Below are 13,910 nucleotides of genomic sequence, written 5' to 3'. Positions count from 1 at the left end.
AACCAACTTTCATTCGTTCGTCGGTATGTAATACAAAAGCCCAGCCCAAAGCGGGCTGAGCAAAGTTTATTAATTTAAATCTTAGTTCACAGAGATGTAGTGGTGTGAAGCAACAATCTTCTGAGCTTCATCCGTTAGCATCCAGTCTAGGAATTTTTGAGTTTCTGCAGATGGCGCGCCTTTCTTGTAAAGCACTAGGAAAGGACGAGCAACTTTGTACGAGCCTGCTTTCACGTTTTCAACTGTTGCTGGAGTGCCATCAACAGCTAGAGCGTGAACTGAACCGTCAACAGTGCCTAGAGAAATGTAGCCAATTGAGTATGGGTTTGATGCAACCATTGTTTTCAGGCCACCGTTACCATTTGCTACTTGAGCACGTTGAGAAATAGCCGATACCGTTTTACCTGAAATCTTTTTCTTCAATTCCATGATTTCTTCGAAAGCACCACGAGTACCAGAAGCGGTATCACGAGTGATTGCTACGATAGGCTTGTCTTCACCACCAACTTGTTTCCAGTTAGTGATCTCACCTTTGTAGATTTCAGATACTTGTTCAGCTGTTAGACCTTTCACTTTATTGCTTGGGTGTACAACAACTGCGATACCATCACGTGCAATAACTTCTTCAACTAAATTTGATTCTTTTTCTGAATCTTTCAAGTTGCGAGATGACATACCGATATCCGCACTGCCGTTCTTCGCTGCTTTGATGCCAGCAGAAGAACCAGGGCCTTGTACTTCAATAAAAACGTCCGAGTTTGTTTTCATGTATGTTTCTGAGAAAACTTCCATCAGTGGTGTTACGCTGCTAGAACCCACTGCAGAGATAGTTTCTTTTGCTGAAACAGGGCTAATTGCTAGGGCGCCTAGAAGAGCGATTGCACCGATTACTGTCTTTTTCATCACATTCTTTCCTTAAGTGGCTAATTTATTTGCCGTTGATTTACTGGAACGGGATTCACTTTAGAATCCAAATGTGACAGTTGTGTTTCAGTTCGTTGAAAACTGCATGACAAATTGAAATAAAGCCCTCAAAACATATGTACCCTGTTTCTGATTTAAAATAAAATTTCAGCTGGAAACGTTATCACTGAGTAAAAAAATCAGACAATCTTCAAAAAGGCAACACGGTTGCTCAAATAGCAGCCAAAACTAGTCTATTTTGAAGATTGAGATAATTGAATTATTACTCTAAATCGATAAACTCCCCCAAGTTACAAAAATATCAAATAATAATTACTACTATTTACATAAGGATACATCATGCGAAAGCTGATCTCCGGGTTGTCTATCAAGCTACAGGTTGTCGTGCCTGTACTTGTTACTATGCTTCTTCTGACTGTTGGTATTACCTATAGCTCATCAAGTCTTAAAACTGCGTTCAAAAATGTTACTCAATCTACCGAGCAGCTTGTTGAGCACAAAGATGCTGTCACTAATATTGTTAACAACACCTATAGTATGCGCATCAGTGCTATCTATAGCTTGTTCACTCCTGACGAAGTCGCACGTCTTCAATCCGTACTAAAAGAAAACGAAGCGAAGAACCTTCAGCTTCTTCAATCTCTAAACACCGTTCAAGGTCTACAGCCAGAAGTCACAGCGCTGCAAAAAGCGATGAAGCACTATGTAGATTACTCTCTTCACACTATGATCCCTCTGCTTAAAACTAAGCATAGCCAAACGAACCTTGATTCAAGCTTTGACAACAAATATAAGCAGGCCTCTGCGGCTTACAGAGATGCTGGCGCGCAAATGGTCAAAGCGATTGAAGCGCTATCAAGCAGGCTCAATGTTCTCGCACTGGAAAGTGTCAACGCTTCTGAAAATCATCACGGCACAGTCATGCAAAATTCCATGATTGGATTTGTCACGGTGTTGATTCTGGCGGCACTTTGCAGTTGGCTTTTAGCAGGCATCATCGTTAAGCCGATTCAGAGCCTACAAACGATTATGCGTGAAGTTGCGAAAGGTAACTTGTTAGTTGAAGCTGAAGTTGAAGGCAACAACGAAGTCAGTGCATTGACGCGTGACATCAACGCGACGACTAAACAGCTGCGTGAAACCGTTGAAACACTCATCCGTATTAGTGTTGAAGTCGCCTCAGCTTCAACAGAGCTTGCGGCAGTAATGACACAATCGAGTGTTAACTCTGACCAAGAAAAGCAAGAAGTGGAACAAGTGGCTTCAGCGGTAAACCAACTTGAAGGTGCCGCTCAGAGTGTTACTAACAACGCTTCTCAAGCTGAACAAGCTGCACAAAAAGCAAATCAGCAAGCAAAAGAGAGCTTGGCAATATTCGAACAAAGCCACAAAGCAAGTATCGACATGGCTCGCCAGCTTAACGACGCAGCATTGGTTGTGAATGGTCTAAAAGAACAGTCAGAGCAAATTGGTCAGGTCATCGAAGTGATTGAAGGCATTTCTGAGCAAACCAACTTACTTGCTTTGAACGCGGCAATTGAAGCAGCGCGTGCCGGAGAAAGTGGTCGAGGCTTTGCTGTCGTTGCAGACGAAGTCCGTATGCTCGCAGCTCGCACTCAGCAGTCAACTCAGGAAATTCAGCTCATCATTGAAGAGCTGCAAAGTAAATCTGGCATTGCTAATGACAGTATGAATATGAGCTTGAAGATGATTGAAACCAATCAGGCATTGGGCGATCAAGTAAGTGAATATCTCAACAGTATTAGTCAGGCGATTTCAGAACTGAATGGCATCAACACCCAAGTTGCCGCAGCTTCTGAAGAGCAAAACCACGTGACTTCAGATATTAACCGCAACTTGGCAACTATCTATGAATTGGTAAGCCAGAACGTTGCTGGTATTACCCAGTCAGCAGCGGCAAGCCAAGAATTGTCTGTTCTTGCAGAACAGCAAAAAGAACAGCTTAGCCATTTCCGTGTATAAGCCATTTGTAGCTCTAACATAAACACAAAGGCGATGGTTACATTCCATCGCCTTTTTTATTCTGCACTTGCTTTTGTGTCAGCATTGTAGCTTCTATTGCCGTTCATCTTTCGGCGAATCCATCACCACCATAGTCGAGATGGATTTCACTTGCGGGCTTTCACCCAACACATTTGAATGAAAGCGCTTATACGAGTTTAGATCCTTGGTCTCTACGCGCAGCAGATACTCATTCATGCCTGTAATGTTATGGCATTCCACCACTTCCTTGGCAAAGCGAACATGCTCTTCAAAAGCGAGTTGCGACTGCTTGGTATGGCTATTTAAACCTATAGATACATAGGCAATAAAACCGACTTCTAACTGATTCTTGTCCAATACAGCGCGATAACCCTTGATCACTTTCGTTCTCTCCAGTTCTTGCACTCGCCTTAACGTGGCCGAAGGCGATAATCCCACCCTTTCCGCCAACTCGACATTTGAGATTCTTCCGTCAGCTTGAAGCTCAAACAATATTCTTTCGTCAAACCTATCCATAGCTAAATTTTATTGCTTATAAATTGCAGTAGACACAAATATAAGCACAAAATTGCGTTCGCATCCAATTACAATTTTTCCATCATTTGATAACAATTGCAGGAGAGAAAATGGATTTATATCAATGGTGGCCTTTAGTGATGTTTGCGTTTGTATCCACTTTTTCCCCTGGTCCAAACAACATTATGTTAATGACGTCAGGCGCAAATGTCGGCTTCAAGAAAACCATTCCTCATATGGCTGGCGTCACTTTTGGCTTTAGCATTATGATCATTTTGGTTGGCATAGGTTTGATTGGTGTGTTCCAACAATACCCTCTCATTCAACAGATACTGCATTGGTTGTGTCTAAGCTACTTAGTTTATTTGGCAGTCAAAATTGTGCTTAGTAAGCCAAGTCATAACAGCACGACCTATAAACCAATGACTTTTCTTTCAGCAGTAATGTTTCAGTGGGTGAACCCCAAAGGTTGGTCAATGGCTCTGACCGCAGTGAGCGTTTACAACTACACGACCAGTTGGGTTGGTTTAGCCATTATTGCACTTGTATTTGCGATGGTGAATGTGCCTTCAGTCAGTGTCTGGACGGCGGCAGGCAAACAACTTAGCCACTGGATGCATCATCCGAAATATGTGCGCTGGTTTAACGGAGCGATGGGAGGACTACTGTTACTTTCCGTAGTCCCAATGCTATAGAGCGAAGCGTTAGAGAAAGTTAGAACTCTTGATTGATTAGAGTCAGCATTTGAGCCAGATTCTTTTGCTGCTCGGCACTAAAACGACGAGTGAGCTCTTCAGTGAGCGACATGTGCAAGGCGTTGTGTTGTTGAAACACACCCTTCCCTTCTTCAGTCAAAGTAACCAGAATAGAACGTCTATCCCCTTCTATGGATTGACGTTCTATCAACCCCGCCTGAACCAGTTTTTCCACTTGAACGGTTAAGGTTCCCGTTGTAATACTCAGACGGTTCGCCAGCTCTTTCATTCGCATTGCACCATGAGAGCCTAAAACCTCAAGAGTATGAATTTGAGCCAATGAATAGCCTGTTTCTTTAACAACAGACATCTCCCAAGAGGACATCTTGTCGTAGAACTCGGTAATCAGGTTGTTAAGCTCGGTCAACTGGTGCATATGTCATAGCCTTTAAAGCGGATTTACTTCTAGCGTAAGGTGATGGAGTCTATCAAACTCTTTCAATACCTGTCTAAAGTACAGTGCATCTTTATTCGATTCAGCAGACATTCGTATTGCCGCAGAATAATGATTCGCACTGACTTTCCAAACGTGAATATCGATCACTTTTGCGCCCGCTTGTGTCAGTTTGGCCAGCACTTTCTTTTCATAGTCATGGCTAATGTGAGCATCAAGCAGAATTGGCGCAGTTTGCTTCATTAAACCTACAGCCCACTTAGTGATCACAAGAGCACCAACAATACCCATAATTGGGTCTAACCACACCCAACCTAAATATTTACCTACGATCAAAGCCGCGATAGCCAATAACGAAGTTAATGCATCAGCCAGCACGTGCATGTAAGCCGCGGTAAGGTTGTGATCATGTTGATGCTCATGAGCATGATGGTCATGATGGTCATGATGGTCATGATGGTCATGATGGTCATGATGGTCATGATGGTCATGATGGTCATGCAATAAAAACATACTGGCGACATTAACAACAAGGCCAATGACCGCAACAAAAATCGCTTCGTTAAACTGAATACTCATCGGATTGAACAGACGGTGAATAGATTCTCCCGCCATCACCAACGCCACCAAACCTAAGCCGATTGCACTTGTGTATCCACCCAAAACGCCCACTTTACCAGTACCAAATGTGTAAGCGCGGGTTTTCTCATGCTTACGAGCATAGCGATAAGTGAATAAGGTGATGCAAAACGCAGCGGCGTGTGTACCCATATGCCAACCGTCTGCGAGAAGTGCCATAGAGCCATAAAAACTACCAGCAGTAATCTCGACTGCCATAGTAACAACCGTCAGTAATAAAACATAAAGCGTACGCTTTTCCCCTTTCTTATTAGTGTAAGAAAACGTCTGCGTTTGGGGACAACTTGGAGTTTGCATAAACAATTACTTTGATAGTCAAATTTTCTAAAGTGTAGTTAGTTTGATAATCAAAGTAAATTAAAGATTGTTGTATACATGTGTTTAACCTTAAATTATCCATAACATAACAATAAGGTTTTTCATTGTGTCACCTGCCTTCTTAACTGTCGTTACCATGTTTGCTTTCGCTGCGAACTCCATTTTGTGCCGTCTAGCGTTGCAAGACCAAACCATTGACGCCACCACCTTTACTTACCTTCGACTGGTTTCAGGGGCCATTACTTTGATTGTTTTACACAGTGTGATGGTGAAAAAAGCAGAGAGGCGCTACCAGCCGATGTTCGCCATAAAAGCAGGATTGGCTCTGTTTACTTATGCATTGTGTTTTTCTATTGCCTACTTGGAGCTATCAACCGGAACAGGCGCTCTGCTTCTGTTTGGTACGGTGCAACTTAGCTTACTTGCGGCGCACTTTTTCCAAGGGAACAGAATCAACGCATTAGAACTTGTGGGGTTAGTTGTTTCTATATCCGGTTTCGTTTATCTCATGGCGCCCAGCGTCACCAGACCTGACATTTTCTCCGCTCTGTTGATGATTCTTTCAGGGTTAGCATGGGCTACATTTACTCTGGTTGGCCGCAACAGTGGCAATCCGATCTCAGCCATTTCTCAGGGATTTTGGATTGCCGGACTACTTTGCGTATTACTGACTCCGTGGTTGGTGAATCTAGAATCAAGTTCCTCCAAAGGTATCATCCTCGCTTTAATTTCCGGCAGTATTGCTTCTGCTGCTGGCTATATTTTGTGGTATCGAGTGATTAGTCATCTATCCATGTTGCAAGCTTCTGTCGCTCAATTGTCTGTACCTGTGATTGCCATAGCAGGCGGAACCTTACTAGTGGGAGAAGCATTTACCCTACACCTGACCCTTGTCAGCGCACTGATTCTCGGCGGCATCGTTCTGGTGATTATGGGTAAACAAACAAAATGATGGATTTTCCCTCTGCGCCCAGTAAAATTCCGCGCTTATATCTATCTAGGTTTTGTTGACCTAAAAGAGGTTCCAGCGTTATGAAGCACTCCGATCACTGTTTTACCCCATTTCAGACTGACATTTCTGAATACACATTACCGGAGCGTTTTACATTCCCGTTTTGCTATGAACCTCATCCGCTAAGCGAAATCGCCGCCAAAGAGCTACAGCAACATATTCAAACTCAGACCGATTGGACACACCCTTTCGGACTCACTGAAAATGAACCCGATTCTCACGGCAAAATGTTTGGCGTGTTAGTAGTACAAAATCAAAAAGGCGAACTCGGTTACCTCTCCGCCTTTTCTGGCCTACTGGCGGAAAAGTTACAACAGCCTCACTTCGTGCCGCCAGTATTTGATCGTTTTGAAGACGAGACCTTCTTCCGCTTGGAAGCCAATCAAATTGCAGAGATTAACCGCCAAGTTCGAGAGCTGAATGAGTCGCCAATTTCTGCGCAGTTAACTGAGTCGATTCAAGCTTGTCAAAAGCAAGCAGAGCAAGAAATTGAATCCCATCGTCAAGTGATGATTGAAGGACGCAAGCAGCGCAAATTGTTGCGTCAATCGCCACCTAAAAACATGTCTAACGATGAGATAACTGTACTTTTTGAACAACTTGCACAACAAAGCGTCACTGAAAAGAATCAGCTTAAACATCTCAAGCAAAAGTGGGATAACGAGTTAGCGCTGCTTCAAACAGAACTTGAACAACACCAAAATCAGCTTGGTGAACTCAAAGAAAAGCGTAAGCAGCTTTCTGCTGCTTTGCAGAAAAAGCTGTTCTCGCAATATCAGTTTTTAAATCAGCAGGGTGATGAAAAATCGCTGGTCGACATCTTTGAAGGCACGGCGAATCCTATTCCACCAGCCGGTTCTGGTGAATGTGCTGCCCCTAAACTGTTGCAATATGCTTTTGCACACCAACTAAAGCCGATTGCATTAGCGGAATTCTGGTGGGGTCGTTCACCAAAATCTGAAATTCGCCAACATAAGAAATATTATCCGGCATGTAACAACAAGTGCCATCCGATATTAGGCCACATGCTTGAAGGTATTGAACTGGATGACAATCCGTTGCTTGAAAACCCCGCTGACGGCAAAGAGATAGAGATCCTCTATCAAGATGAAGCGATTGTCGTCGTCAACAAACCCGCTGAGTTTTTGTCCGTACCTGGTGTGAATATCAAAGACTCGGTTCTCACTCGCTTAGAAGCAATGTTTACCGATGTAGAAGGCCCTTTTGTTCTGCATCGGCTAGATATGTCGACATCTGGAATATTAGTGTTTGCACTCACTCGTCGCGCGAACAAGAGTTTGCAAAAACAGTTTATTACACGCGGCGTTGAAAAACGTTACGTTGCACTATTGAGCGGCGAACTGACGGCTGATTCAGGTGAAATCACGCTTCCTCTCAGAGGTGATTTGGATGACCGACCTCGCCAAATGGTTTGCTACGAACATGGCAAATCAGCCGATACGTTTTGGCAAAAAATCTGTACTGATGAAGGCAAAAGCAGAGTTTACTTGTACCCCAAAACAGGTCGAACGCACCAGCTTCGCGTGCATTGTGCTCACGGCGACGGCCTGAATATGGCGATTGTCGGTGATGACCTATACGGGCAAAAAGATAAACGCCTTCATCTGCATGCAGAAAGTCTGAGCTTTGATCATCCTTACACAAAAGAGCGTATGCACTTCCAAGTCGATCCTAATTTTTAAGTTCGAATTGATATTACAAATACGCGCATTTTGTAATATCAATTAAAAACCACTAGACGACTGGTCTAATTTAAATTATATTGCACCACATGAACGAAAAATCAAACGACACCAAACAGCATATTTTAGACATTGGCTATGAACTGGTTTCCAGTAAAGGGTTTACCGGTGTTGGCCTTTCTGAGCTATTGAAAAATGCTGAAGTACCGAAAGGTTCTTTCTACCATTACTTCAAATCCAAAGAGCAATTTGGAGAAGCACTGCTGCAAGATTACTTCAACCACTACCAGCAGAAGCTCGAAAACCTGTTTGCGAAGACTAGTATGAGTGAATATGAAAAACTCATGCAGTATTGGCGTTACTGGATGGAACAAAACAGCAGTGCGTGCCAAACTGGTAAATGCTTAGTGGTGAAACTCGCAGGTGAAGTCTCTGATTTATCTGAGCCGATGCGCTTAGCGCTACACAAAGGCACAGACCGAGTCATCATTACCGTGGCTGAACACATTGAAAAAGGTATTCAGTCAGGCGAATTAAACGTTAAAGATAGCCGCCAAACATCAGAGCTGCTGTACAACCTTTGGATTGGTGCGAGCTTGATAAACAAAATTCGCCTCGATGACGCTAGCTTAGTTCAGGCGCTGAAAGTAACCGAACAAGTTTTAAAAGGTGAACAGCTCAACTAAGCGATATCGACAAAGGCTAACCTACGCCGATTTAACAGATTCATCCGCTATTTCCGTAGCGGTTTTTTTGAAACGAACACTAGACGACTGGTCTAATTATTTAAAAATACAAAAGGAAAGTTCAATGACTGACTCAACAAACCAACGTATCGTGTTGGCGTCACGCCCTGTAGGCGCGCCAACGGCAGAAAACTTTCGCTTAGAAACCGTTGCTAAACCAGAACCAAAAGAAGGCGAGGTTTTATTGCGCACTATCTACTTATCACTCGACCCATACATGCGTGGCCGCATGAGTGATGCGGAATCTTACGCAGAACCTGTAGCCATCAATGATGTGATGATTGGCGGCACTGTGTGTCAAATCGAAGCATCAAACAACCCTGATTTCCAAGTTGGTGAATGGGTTCTTTCATACACGACAGGTTGGCAGAAATACTCACTATCTAATGGTGCAGGCCTATTGAAACTAGGTGCAAACCCAACAAACCCTTCATGGGCGTTAGGTGTTCTTGGTATGCCAGGCTTTACCGCATACATGGGTCTTCTGGATATCGGTGCACCACAAGCTGGCGAAACCATTGTTGTCGCTTCTGCAACAGGTCCGGTAGGCTCAACGGTTGGTCAGATTGGTAAAATCAAGGGCTGTCGAGTTGTTGGTATCGCGGGTGGTGAAGAGAAGTGTCGTTATGCAGTAGAAGTACTGGGTATGGACGCTTGTATCGACCATAAAGCGGAAGATTTTGCAGAGCAGCTTGCAGCCGCTTGTCCAAAAGGTATTGATGTGTACTACGAAAACGTGGGCGGTAAAGTATTCGACGCTGTAATGCCATTATTGAACACCAAAGCACGTATTCCAGTATGTGGTTTGATTGCTCAATACAACGCAACGTCACTGCCTGAAGGCCCAGACCGTTTGTCTCAACTAACAGGTCTAATCCTGACTAAACGCATAAAAATCCAAGGCTTTATTATCTTTGACGACTACGGTCATCGTTACGGCGAATTTGCTGCAGACATGAACCAATGGGTAGCGGAAGGTAAGGTCAAATACCGTGAACAAATGGAAGTTGGTTTAGAAAACGCACCAGAACAACTGATTGGTCTATTGGAAGGTAAAAACTTCGGCAAAGTTGTGATTGAAGTCGCTAAGCCGCTTTAATCTCATCACACATACTATAAGAGCCTGTTAATACAGGCTCTTTTTTTTTGATTTAAGCACTAAGCCACCTCGGGAGTTGCCTTAGTAGTGTTCTCGTTTGGATCGCTCTCTTTCTGTACTGGAGGCACTTGCCCTTCCTGAACAGCTTCTTGATAACAACCGCTGAGTTTAATTGCTAAATAGAGATCAGCACGAAGTACTACCCCACCATCGCCAACAGGCACACCAGTTAAGTCACACCATTTACGTAGACTGCGTTTTCGTCCTGCAATCACTAAACGTATGCCTCGTTTTTTAAGAATCAACTGAACATCCCCAAGCATCGCCATCACGCTCAAATCTAAATGGGTAAAGCTGGATACAGCATCAACCACAACACACACAACATCACTGCCACCCGCTTCTGAAAGCTCCAATAGACGACGCTTAAAGTAGGGTGCGTTGAAGTAAGTAAGCGGTGAATTAAAACGATAAATAATTAAGCCTGGAATTGCTGTCGCTTTGCCTGAAGGATCAATAGAGCGTACCGTACCTTTGCTATCTAGGCCCAATACTTGATCTCTTGGGCGCATAACCACGCGCAGGAACTGAAATAAACCCAACAGAACGGCGAGAGTGATACCTGGAATAACACCAATAACCAACACGGATACCAGAGTAATAGAGGCAAGATAAAACGCATCTTTATTACGTTTTTTAAGCTGCCAAACTCCTTTTAAATCCAGCAAGGAAGTGGACGCAATAATGAGCACGACGCCAAGAGCCGCGATAGGAATGTATTGTAATGGTTGATAAGCAAATATCGCTATTGCGCCAATCACCGCTGCTGCAATCACAGAAACCAATTGTGATTTCCCGCCGTTCGCGTCATTCACTGCGGTGCGAGAATCTGCGCCACTAATAGCGAAGCCTTGAGAAAATGCAGAAGCGAGATTCGCAAGTCCCAATGCTTGAAATTCTTTGTCTGCATCAATGTCATAGCCGTTTTTCGCTGCGAAACTACGCGCGGTCAACATCATACTCACGAAACTTACTACCGCTAAGTTAAGCGCTGGCACTACGAGTTCACGGGAAACACCTATATTAAATGTCGGAGCCTGAAATGCTGGCAACCCACCTTGAATGACACCCACCACTTGGACACCTACAGTATCTAACTTCATCAACCAAACCATCACACCAGTAATGAAGATAGCAAACATCGCGGCTGGCCATTGAGGTCGAAAACGTTTGGAAGCCAAGTACACAACCACAGTCGTGGAACTGATCATCATGGTTTGCCAATGAACACTCAGTAATAAGGAGGGGGCTTCATACAATCGTTCCAAAAGGTAACGCTGCTCAAACTTAAAACCGAATATTTTCGCAAATTGACCGACGATAATAGTTAGCGCTACACCGTTTAACAGCCCAAGCAAAATAGGTCTTGATAAGAAATCCGCCAGAACACCAAGCTTGAAACGGCTGGCTAAAATACACCAGATACCCGTCATCGCAGTCATCGTCATAACTAGCTGCCAATGTTTGGTGGGGTCACCAGCAGCTAATGGAGTCACCACGGCCGCGATAACCGCACAAGTTGCTGCATCAGGGCCAATGATTAACTGACGAGAAGTACCGAACAAGGCATACACCAACATAGGAAGCACACACGAATACAGACCAACAATCGCAGACACTCCGGTTAACTGCGCATAGGCAATAGCAACCGGCAAGGCAACAGCCACCACAGATAACGCAGCTCGAAGGTCATCTTTAAACCATGAACGGTCATAATGTTTCAGTTGTTCAAAACCGGGCATCCATTGTTCGATAGAAACGTGTTTCAATTGCAGTGTTCCTTACTTCACATACTAAACATCTCCATTAAGCATAACCTAAGTTGTTCAAACCCTTCACATAAACATTGAAATAAAAATGCAATAGAAAAGCCTGTCATAGAGACAGGCTTACAAAGCAATATTATTTTCGTATCGAAACATGGATTCTCTTATAGCTAGCACTGCAAACTGCTAATCAGAGACAGCACAGAAGTAAGTCAGCAACCTCTTTAGGTAAAACTTGCATTAATGAAATAGTAAAGATTCGAGATCAAAAACTTCCTTCACTTCAGGATCCTGAAATATTACTTTCTGCTTCTGTCCATTTTCATCATAGAGCGTCACTTTTTCTGGTTTACCATTACGATATTGGAACTGCTTCCCCACGGTTAGGCCATTCATATAGTGCTCTACTTTCGTTAATGCTCCACTACCGTTGCGCTCCATATGGTAGCGAAACCCATGCAATTGACCTTTATCATTATAGTTACTTCGGTCAATTTCATATCCGCTCTTAGTTGTTGAAATCCACAAACCTACTCGATTACCTTGCCGATATTCCCCTTTAGACGCGTAATAATTGCCGTACCCAGATCCCTCATCCTCCAACCATTGGCCATTTTTCACACCCAATTTATAAATGCCAGATTCAAGCAGTGTTCGGTCATTATCATACCGCTCATATAACCCGTCTAACTGTCCATGATGATAAGTTGCTTGACTGATGATTGTACCATCCAAAGCCTTCTCTCGCTCTTCGCCGTGCTTCTTACCATTCTTATCATAAATAACCGTGCGTTCACTAACAGGAGATCTATAAAGCCAAGGTCCAACCTTTTTACCCATAGAATATTGTCCCTGTTCTAAGATACTTCCATCTTGAGCCTTACTTAGATACCTTCCGTGCTGTAAACCATCAACATAATAACTTGTATTCAAAATTCGGTACTTAATACTACTCTTTTCATACCAGACATGCTCACCATATAGCTTGCCATTACGAGTTTCTTTGCGAGCAATTAGCGTACCTTGGGGATCAAATTCTTCTTTAATTACTTGTCCTAAAGGAGCTCTTTTTCCCGTAAACATGCGTTCGTGACGTAGAAGTTGCTCATTTTGGTAAAGCCTCTTATCTTCCGTAATACCTCTATCCGTATAACTCCATATCTGCTCGAGTCGTTCAGCACTACGATCATAGAAATTAGTTCTTTCCATTCGGCGACCGTTTTCATCAAAGCGTTCACGTTCTTTCAATCTACCGTCTGAATAATATGATTCTCGAACTCCTATAAGCGTACCCTGAGAATAGAACTCGCTCTCTTGAATCATCCCGTCAGCGAAATAGCTTATTTGTTCACCATGCTTTTTACCAGATTGGTAATGCTCAACTAATATCAGAGTGCTATCTTCTTCACTCCAAATTTTTTGTGGACCATGTAAAAGACCATTTTCGTAGGTACTTTCTGTATAAAGTACACCTTTGGGGGAATAGTACTTTTGTAATCCATGTAGCTTTCCGTTTCGATACTCACTTTCTTTGGAAAGTCCGCCTTCTCTATAAAAATTCTGCTCTCGTCCATGTTTCACACCATTTCTAAAATAGGTGATAGAGCTTATTTTATTTGGGGTATTCTCAAAATAACTAATTACTTCTCCATTCCCCTGCCCACTCTCATCAAGTGAACCTTTCGACTGAATATCCCCATTTTTAAAATAGTAATAGTGGTCACCTATAACTTTTGATTCCGGATCAAATATAGAATCCTTTGTAATATTCGTTTTGAAACGTAGTTGACCATTTTCCTTGTAGTAAACCTCCGCGATCCAAGCCTTCCCATCTCTCGCCAAGGGAACCTCAATATAAAATGAAGCCCCATCTTTACTTGTTTCCTTCCATTGTTCATCAAGCCAAACAACCTTGCTGTAGGCAAAAGGACTAAAACTAAGAGCAAAAATAATTAACGATATTAAACGCATAGC

General features: G+C 43.2%; 12 protein-coding genes. 6 read left to right on the top strand and 6 right to left on the bottom strand.

Going from position 1 to position 13,910, the window contains the following annotated elements; translation table 11 throughout:
* Positions 1–81: 81 nt before the first annotated feature.
* On the bottom strand, positions 82–903 hold the full coding sequence (locus tag ACRQQK_RS01045; protein ID WP_457509547.1) for a phosphate ABC transporter substrate-binding protein: 822 nt from the start codon (positions 901–903) through the stop codon (positions 82–84).
* Positions 904–1,263: 360 nt separating this feature from the next.
* Between ACRQQK_RS01045 and ACRQQK_RS01040 the strand changes: the two genes are divergently transcribed.
* Positions 1,264–2,907, top strand: a complete 1,644-nt coding sequence (locus ACRQQK_RS01040) for a methyl-accepting chemotaxis protein (RefSeq protein WP_457509545.1) — start codon at positions 1,264–1,266, stop codon at positions 2,905–2,907.
* A gap of 93 nt (positions 2,908–3,000) precedes the next feature.
* On the opposite strand, the gene ACRQQK_RS01035 is transcribed toward ACRQQK_RS01040, so the two are convergent.
* Positions 3,001–3,444, bottom strand: coding sequence for an Lrp/AsnC family transcriptional regulator (locus ACRQQK_RS01035; protein ID WP_457509543.1), 444 nt, complete (start codon positions 3,442–3,444; stop codon positions 3,001–3,003).
* Between the two features lie 110 nt (positions 3,445–3,554).
* Between ACRQQK_RS01035 and ACRQQK_RS01030 the strand changes: the two genes are divergently transcribed.
* On the top strand, positions 3,555–4,139 hold the full coding sequence (locus ACRQQK_RS01030) for a LysE family translocator (protein ID WP_457509541.1): 585 nt from the start codon (positions 3,555–3,557) through the stop codon (positions 4,137–4,139).
* Between the two features lie 19 nt (positions 4,140–4,158).
* Here the strand turns inward: ACRQQK_RS01030 and ACRQQK_RS01025 are convergent, their stop codons facing one another.
* Both ACRQQK_RS01025 and dmeF read right to left on the bottom strand, forming a co-directional pair.
* The gene (locus tag ACRQQK_RS01025; RefSeq protein ID WP_457509539.1) at positions 4,159–4,575 is read right to left on the bottom strand and encodes a MarR family winged helix-turn-helix transcriptional regulator; all 417 of its coding nucleotides are present in this window, start codon (positions 4,573–4,575) and stop codon (positions 4,159–4,161) included.
* Positions 4,576–4,587: 12 nt separating this feature from the next.
* A complete protein-coding gene (gene dmeF / locus ACRQQK_RS01020) occupies positions 4,588–5,529 on the bottom strand; it encodes a CDF family Co(II)/Ni(II) efflux transporter DmeF (RefSeq protein ID WP_457509537.1) in 942 nt (313 codons plus the stop codon).
* 127 nt (positions 5,530–5,656) lie between these two features.
* Between dmeF and ACRQQK_RS01015 the strand changes: the two genes are divergently transcribed.
* The 4 genes from ACRQQK_RS01015 to ACRQQK_RS01000 all read left to right on the top strand — a co-directional run bounded on the left by ACRQQK_RS01015 (position 5,657) and on the right by ACRQQK_RS01000 (position 10,110).
* A complete protein-coding gene (locus ACRQQK_RS01015) occupies positions 5,657–6,502 on the top strand; it encodes a DMT family transporter (RefSeq protein WP_457509535.1) in 846 nt (281 codons plus the stop codon).
* A gap of 80 nt (positions 6,503–6,582) precedes the next feature.
* Positions 6,583–8,265, top strand: a complete 1,683-nt coding sequence (locus tag ACRQQK_RS01010) for a pseudouridine synthase (protein WP_457509533.1) — start codon at positions 6,583–6,585, stop codon at positions 8,263–8,265.
* Between the two features lie 89 nt (positions 8,266–8,354).
* Positions 8,355–8,951, top strand: coding sequence for a TetR/AcrR family transcriptional regulator (locus tag ACRQQK_RS01005; RefSeq protein WP_457509532.1), 597 nt, complete (start codon positions 8,355–8,357; stop codon positions 8,949–8,951).
* A gap of 124 nt (positions 8,952–9,075) precedes the next feature.
* Entirely contained in the window at positions 9,076–10,110 is a 1,035-nt protein-coding gene (locus tag ACRQQK_RS01000; protein ID WP_457509530.1) for an NADP-dependent oxidoreductase, read from the top strand.
* Between the two features lie 59 nt (positions 10,111–10,169).
* On the opposite strand, the gene ACRQQK_RS00995 is transcribed toward ACRQQK_RS01000, so the two are convergent.
* Both ACRQQK_RS00995 and ACRQQK_RS00990 read right to left on the bottom strand, forming a co-directional pair.
* On the bottom strand, positions 10,170–11,912 hold the full coding sequence (locus ACRQQK_RS00995; protein WP_457509745.1) for a SulP family inorganic anion transporter: 1,743 nt from the start codon (positions 11,910–11,912) through the stop codon (positions 10,170–10,172).
* A 264-nt stretch (positions 11,913–12,176) separates the two neighbouring features.
* The gene (locus tag ACRQQK_RS00990; protein ID WP_457509528.1) at positions 12,177–13,907 is read right to left on the bottom strand and encodes a toxin-antitoxin system YwqK family antitoxin; all 1,731 of its coding nucleotides are present in this window, start codon (positions 13,905–13,907) and stop codon (positions 12,177–12,179) included.
* Positions 13,908–13,910 lie beyond the last annotated feature (3 nt).

The organism is Vibrio sp. C8 (genome assembly GCF_054051265.1).
The sequence above is the reverse complement of the archived record's forward strand: the minus strand, read 5'-3'. Positions and strand labels throughout refer to the sequence as shown.

Coding starts and splice junctions, on each gene's coding strand:
- ACRQQK_RS00990 (WP_457509528.1), bottom strand. CDS start 13,907: ATGCGTTTAATATCGTTAATTATTTTTGCTCTTAGTTTTAGTCCTTTT.
- ACRQQK_RS00995 (WP_457509745.1), bottom strand. CDS start 11,912: ATGCCCGGTTTTGAACAACTGAAACATTATGACCGTTCATGGTTTAAA.
- ACRQQK_RS01000 (WP_457509530.1), top strand. CDS start 9,076: ATGACTGACTCAACAAACCAACGTATCGTGTTGGCGTCACGCCCTGTA.
- ACRQQK_RS01040 (WP_457509545.1), top strand. CDS start 1,264: ATGCGAAAGCTGATCTCCGGGTTGTCTATCAAGCTACAGGTTGTCGTG.
- ACRQQK_RS01010 (WP_457509533.1), top strand. CDS start 6,583: ATGAAGCACTCCGATCACTGTTTTACCCCATTTCAGACTGACATTTCT.
- ACRQQK_RS01025 (WP_457509539.1), bottom strand. CDS start 4,575: ATGCACCAGTTGACCGAGCTTAACAACCTGATTACCGAGTTCTACGAC.
- ACRQQK_RS01030 (WP_457509541.1), top strand. CDS start 3,555: ATGGATTTATATCAATGGTGGCCTTTAGTGATGTTTGCGTTTGTATCC.
- ACRQQK_RS01045 (WP_457509547.1), bottom strand. CDS start 903: ATGAAAAAGACAGTAATCGGTGCAATCGCTCTTCTAGGCGCCCTAGCA.
- ACRQQK_RS01035 (WP_457509543.1), bottom strand. CDS start 3,444: ATGGATAGGTTTGACGAAAGAATATTGTTTGAGCTTCAAGCTGACGGA.
- dmeF (WP_457509537.1), bottom strand. CDS start 5,529: ATGCAAACTCCAAGTTGTCCCCAAACGCAGACGTTTTCTTACACTAAT.
- ACRQQK_RS01005 (WP_457509532.1), top strand. CDS start 8,355: ATGAACGAAAAATCAAACGACACCAAACAGCATATTTTAGACATTGGC.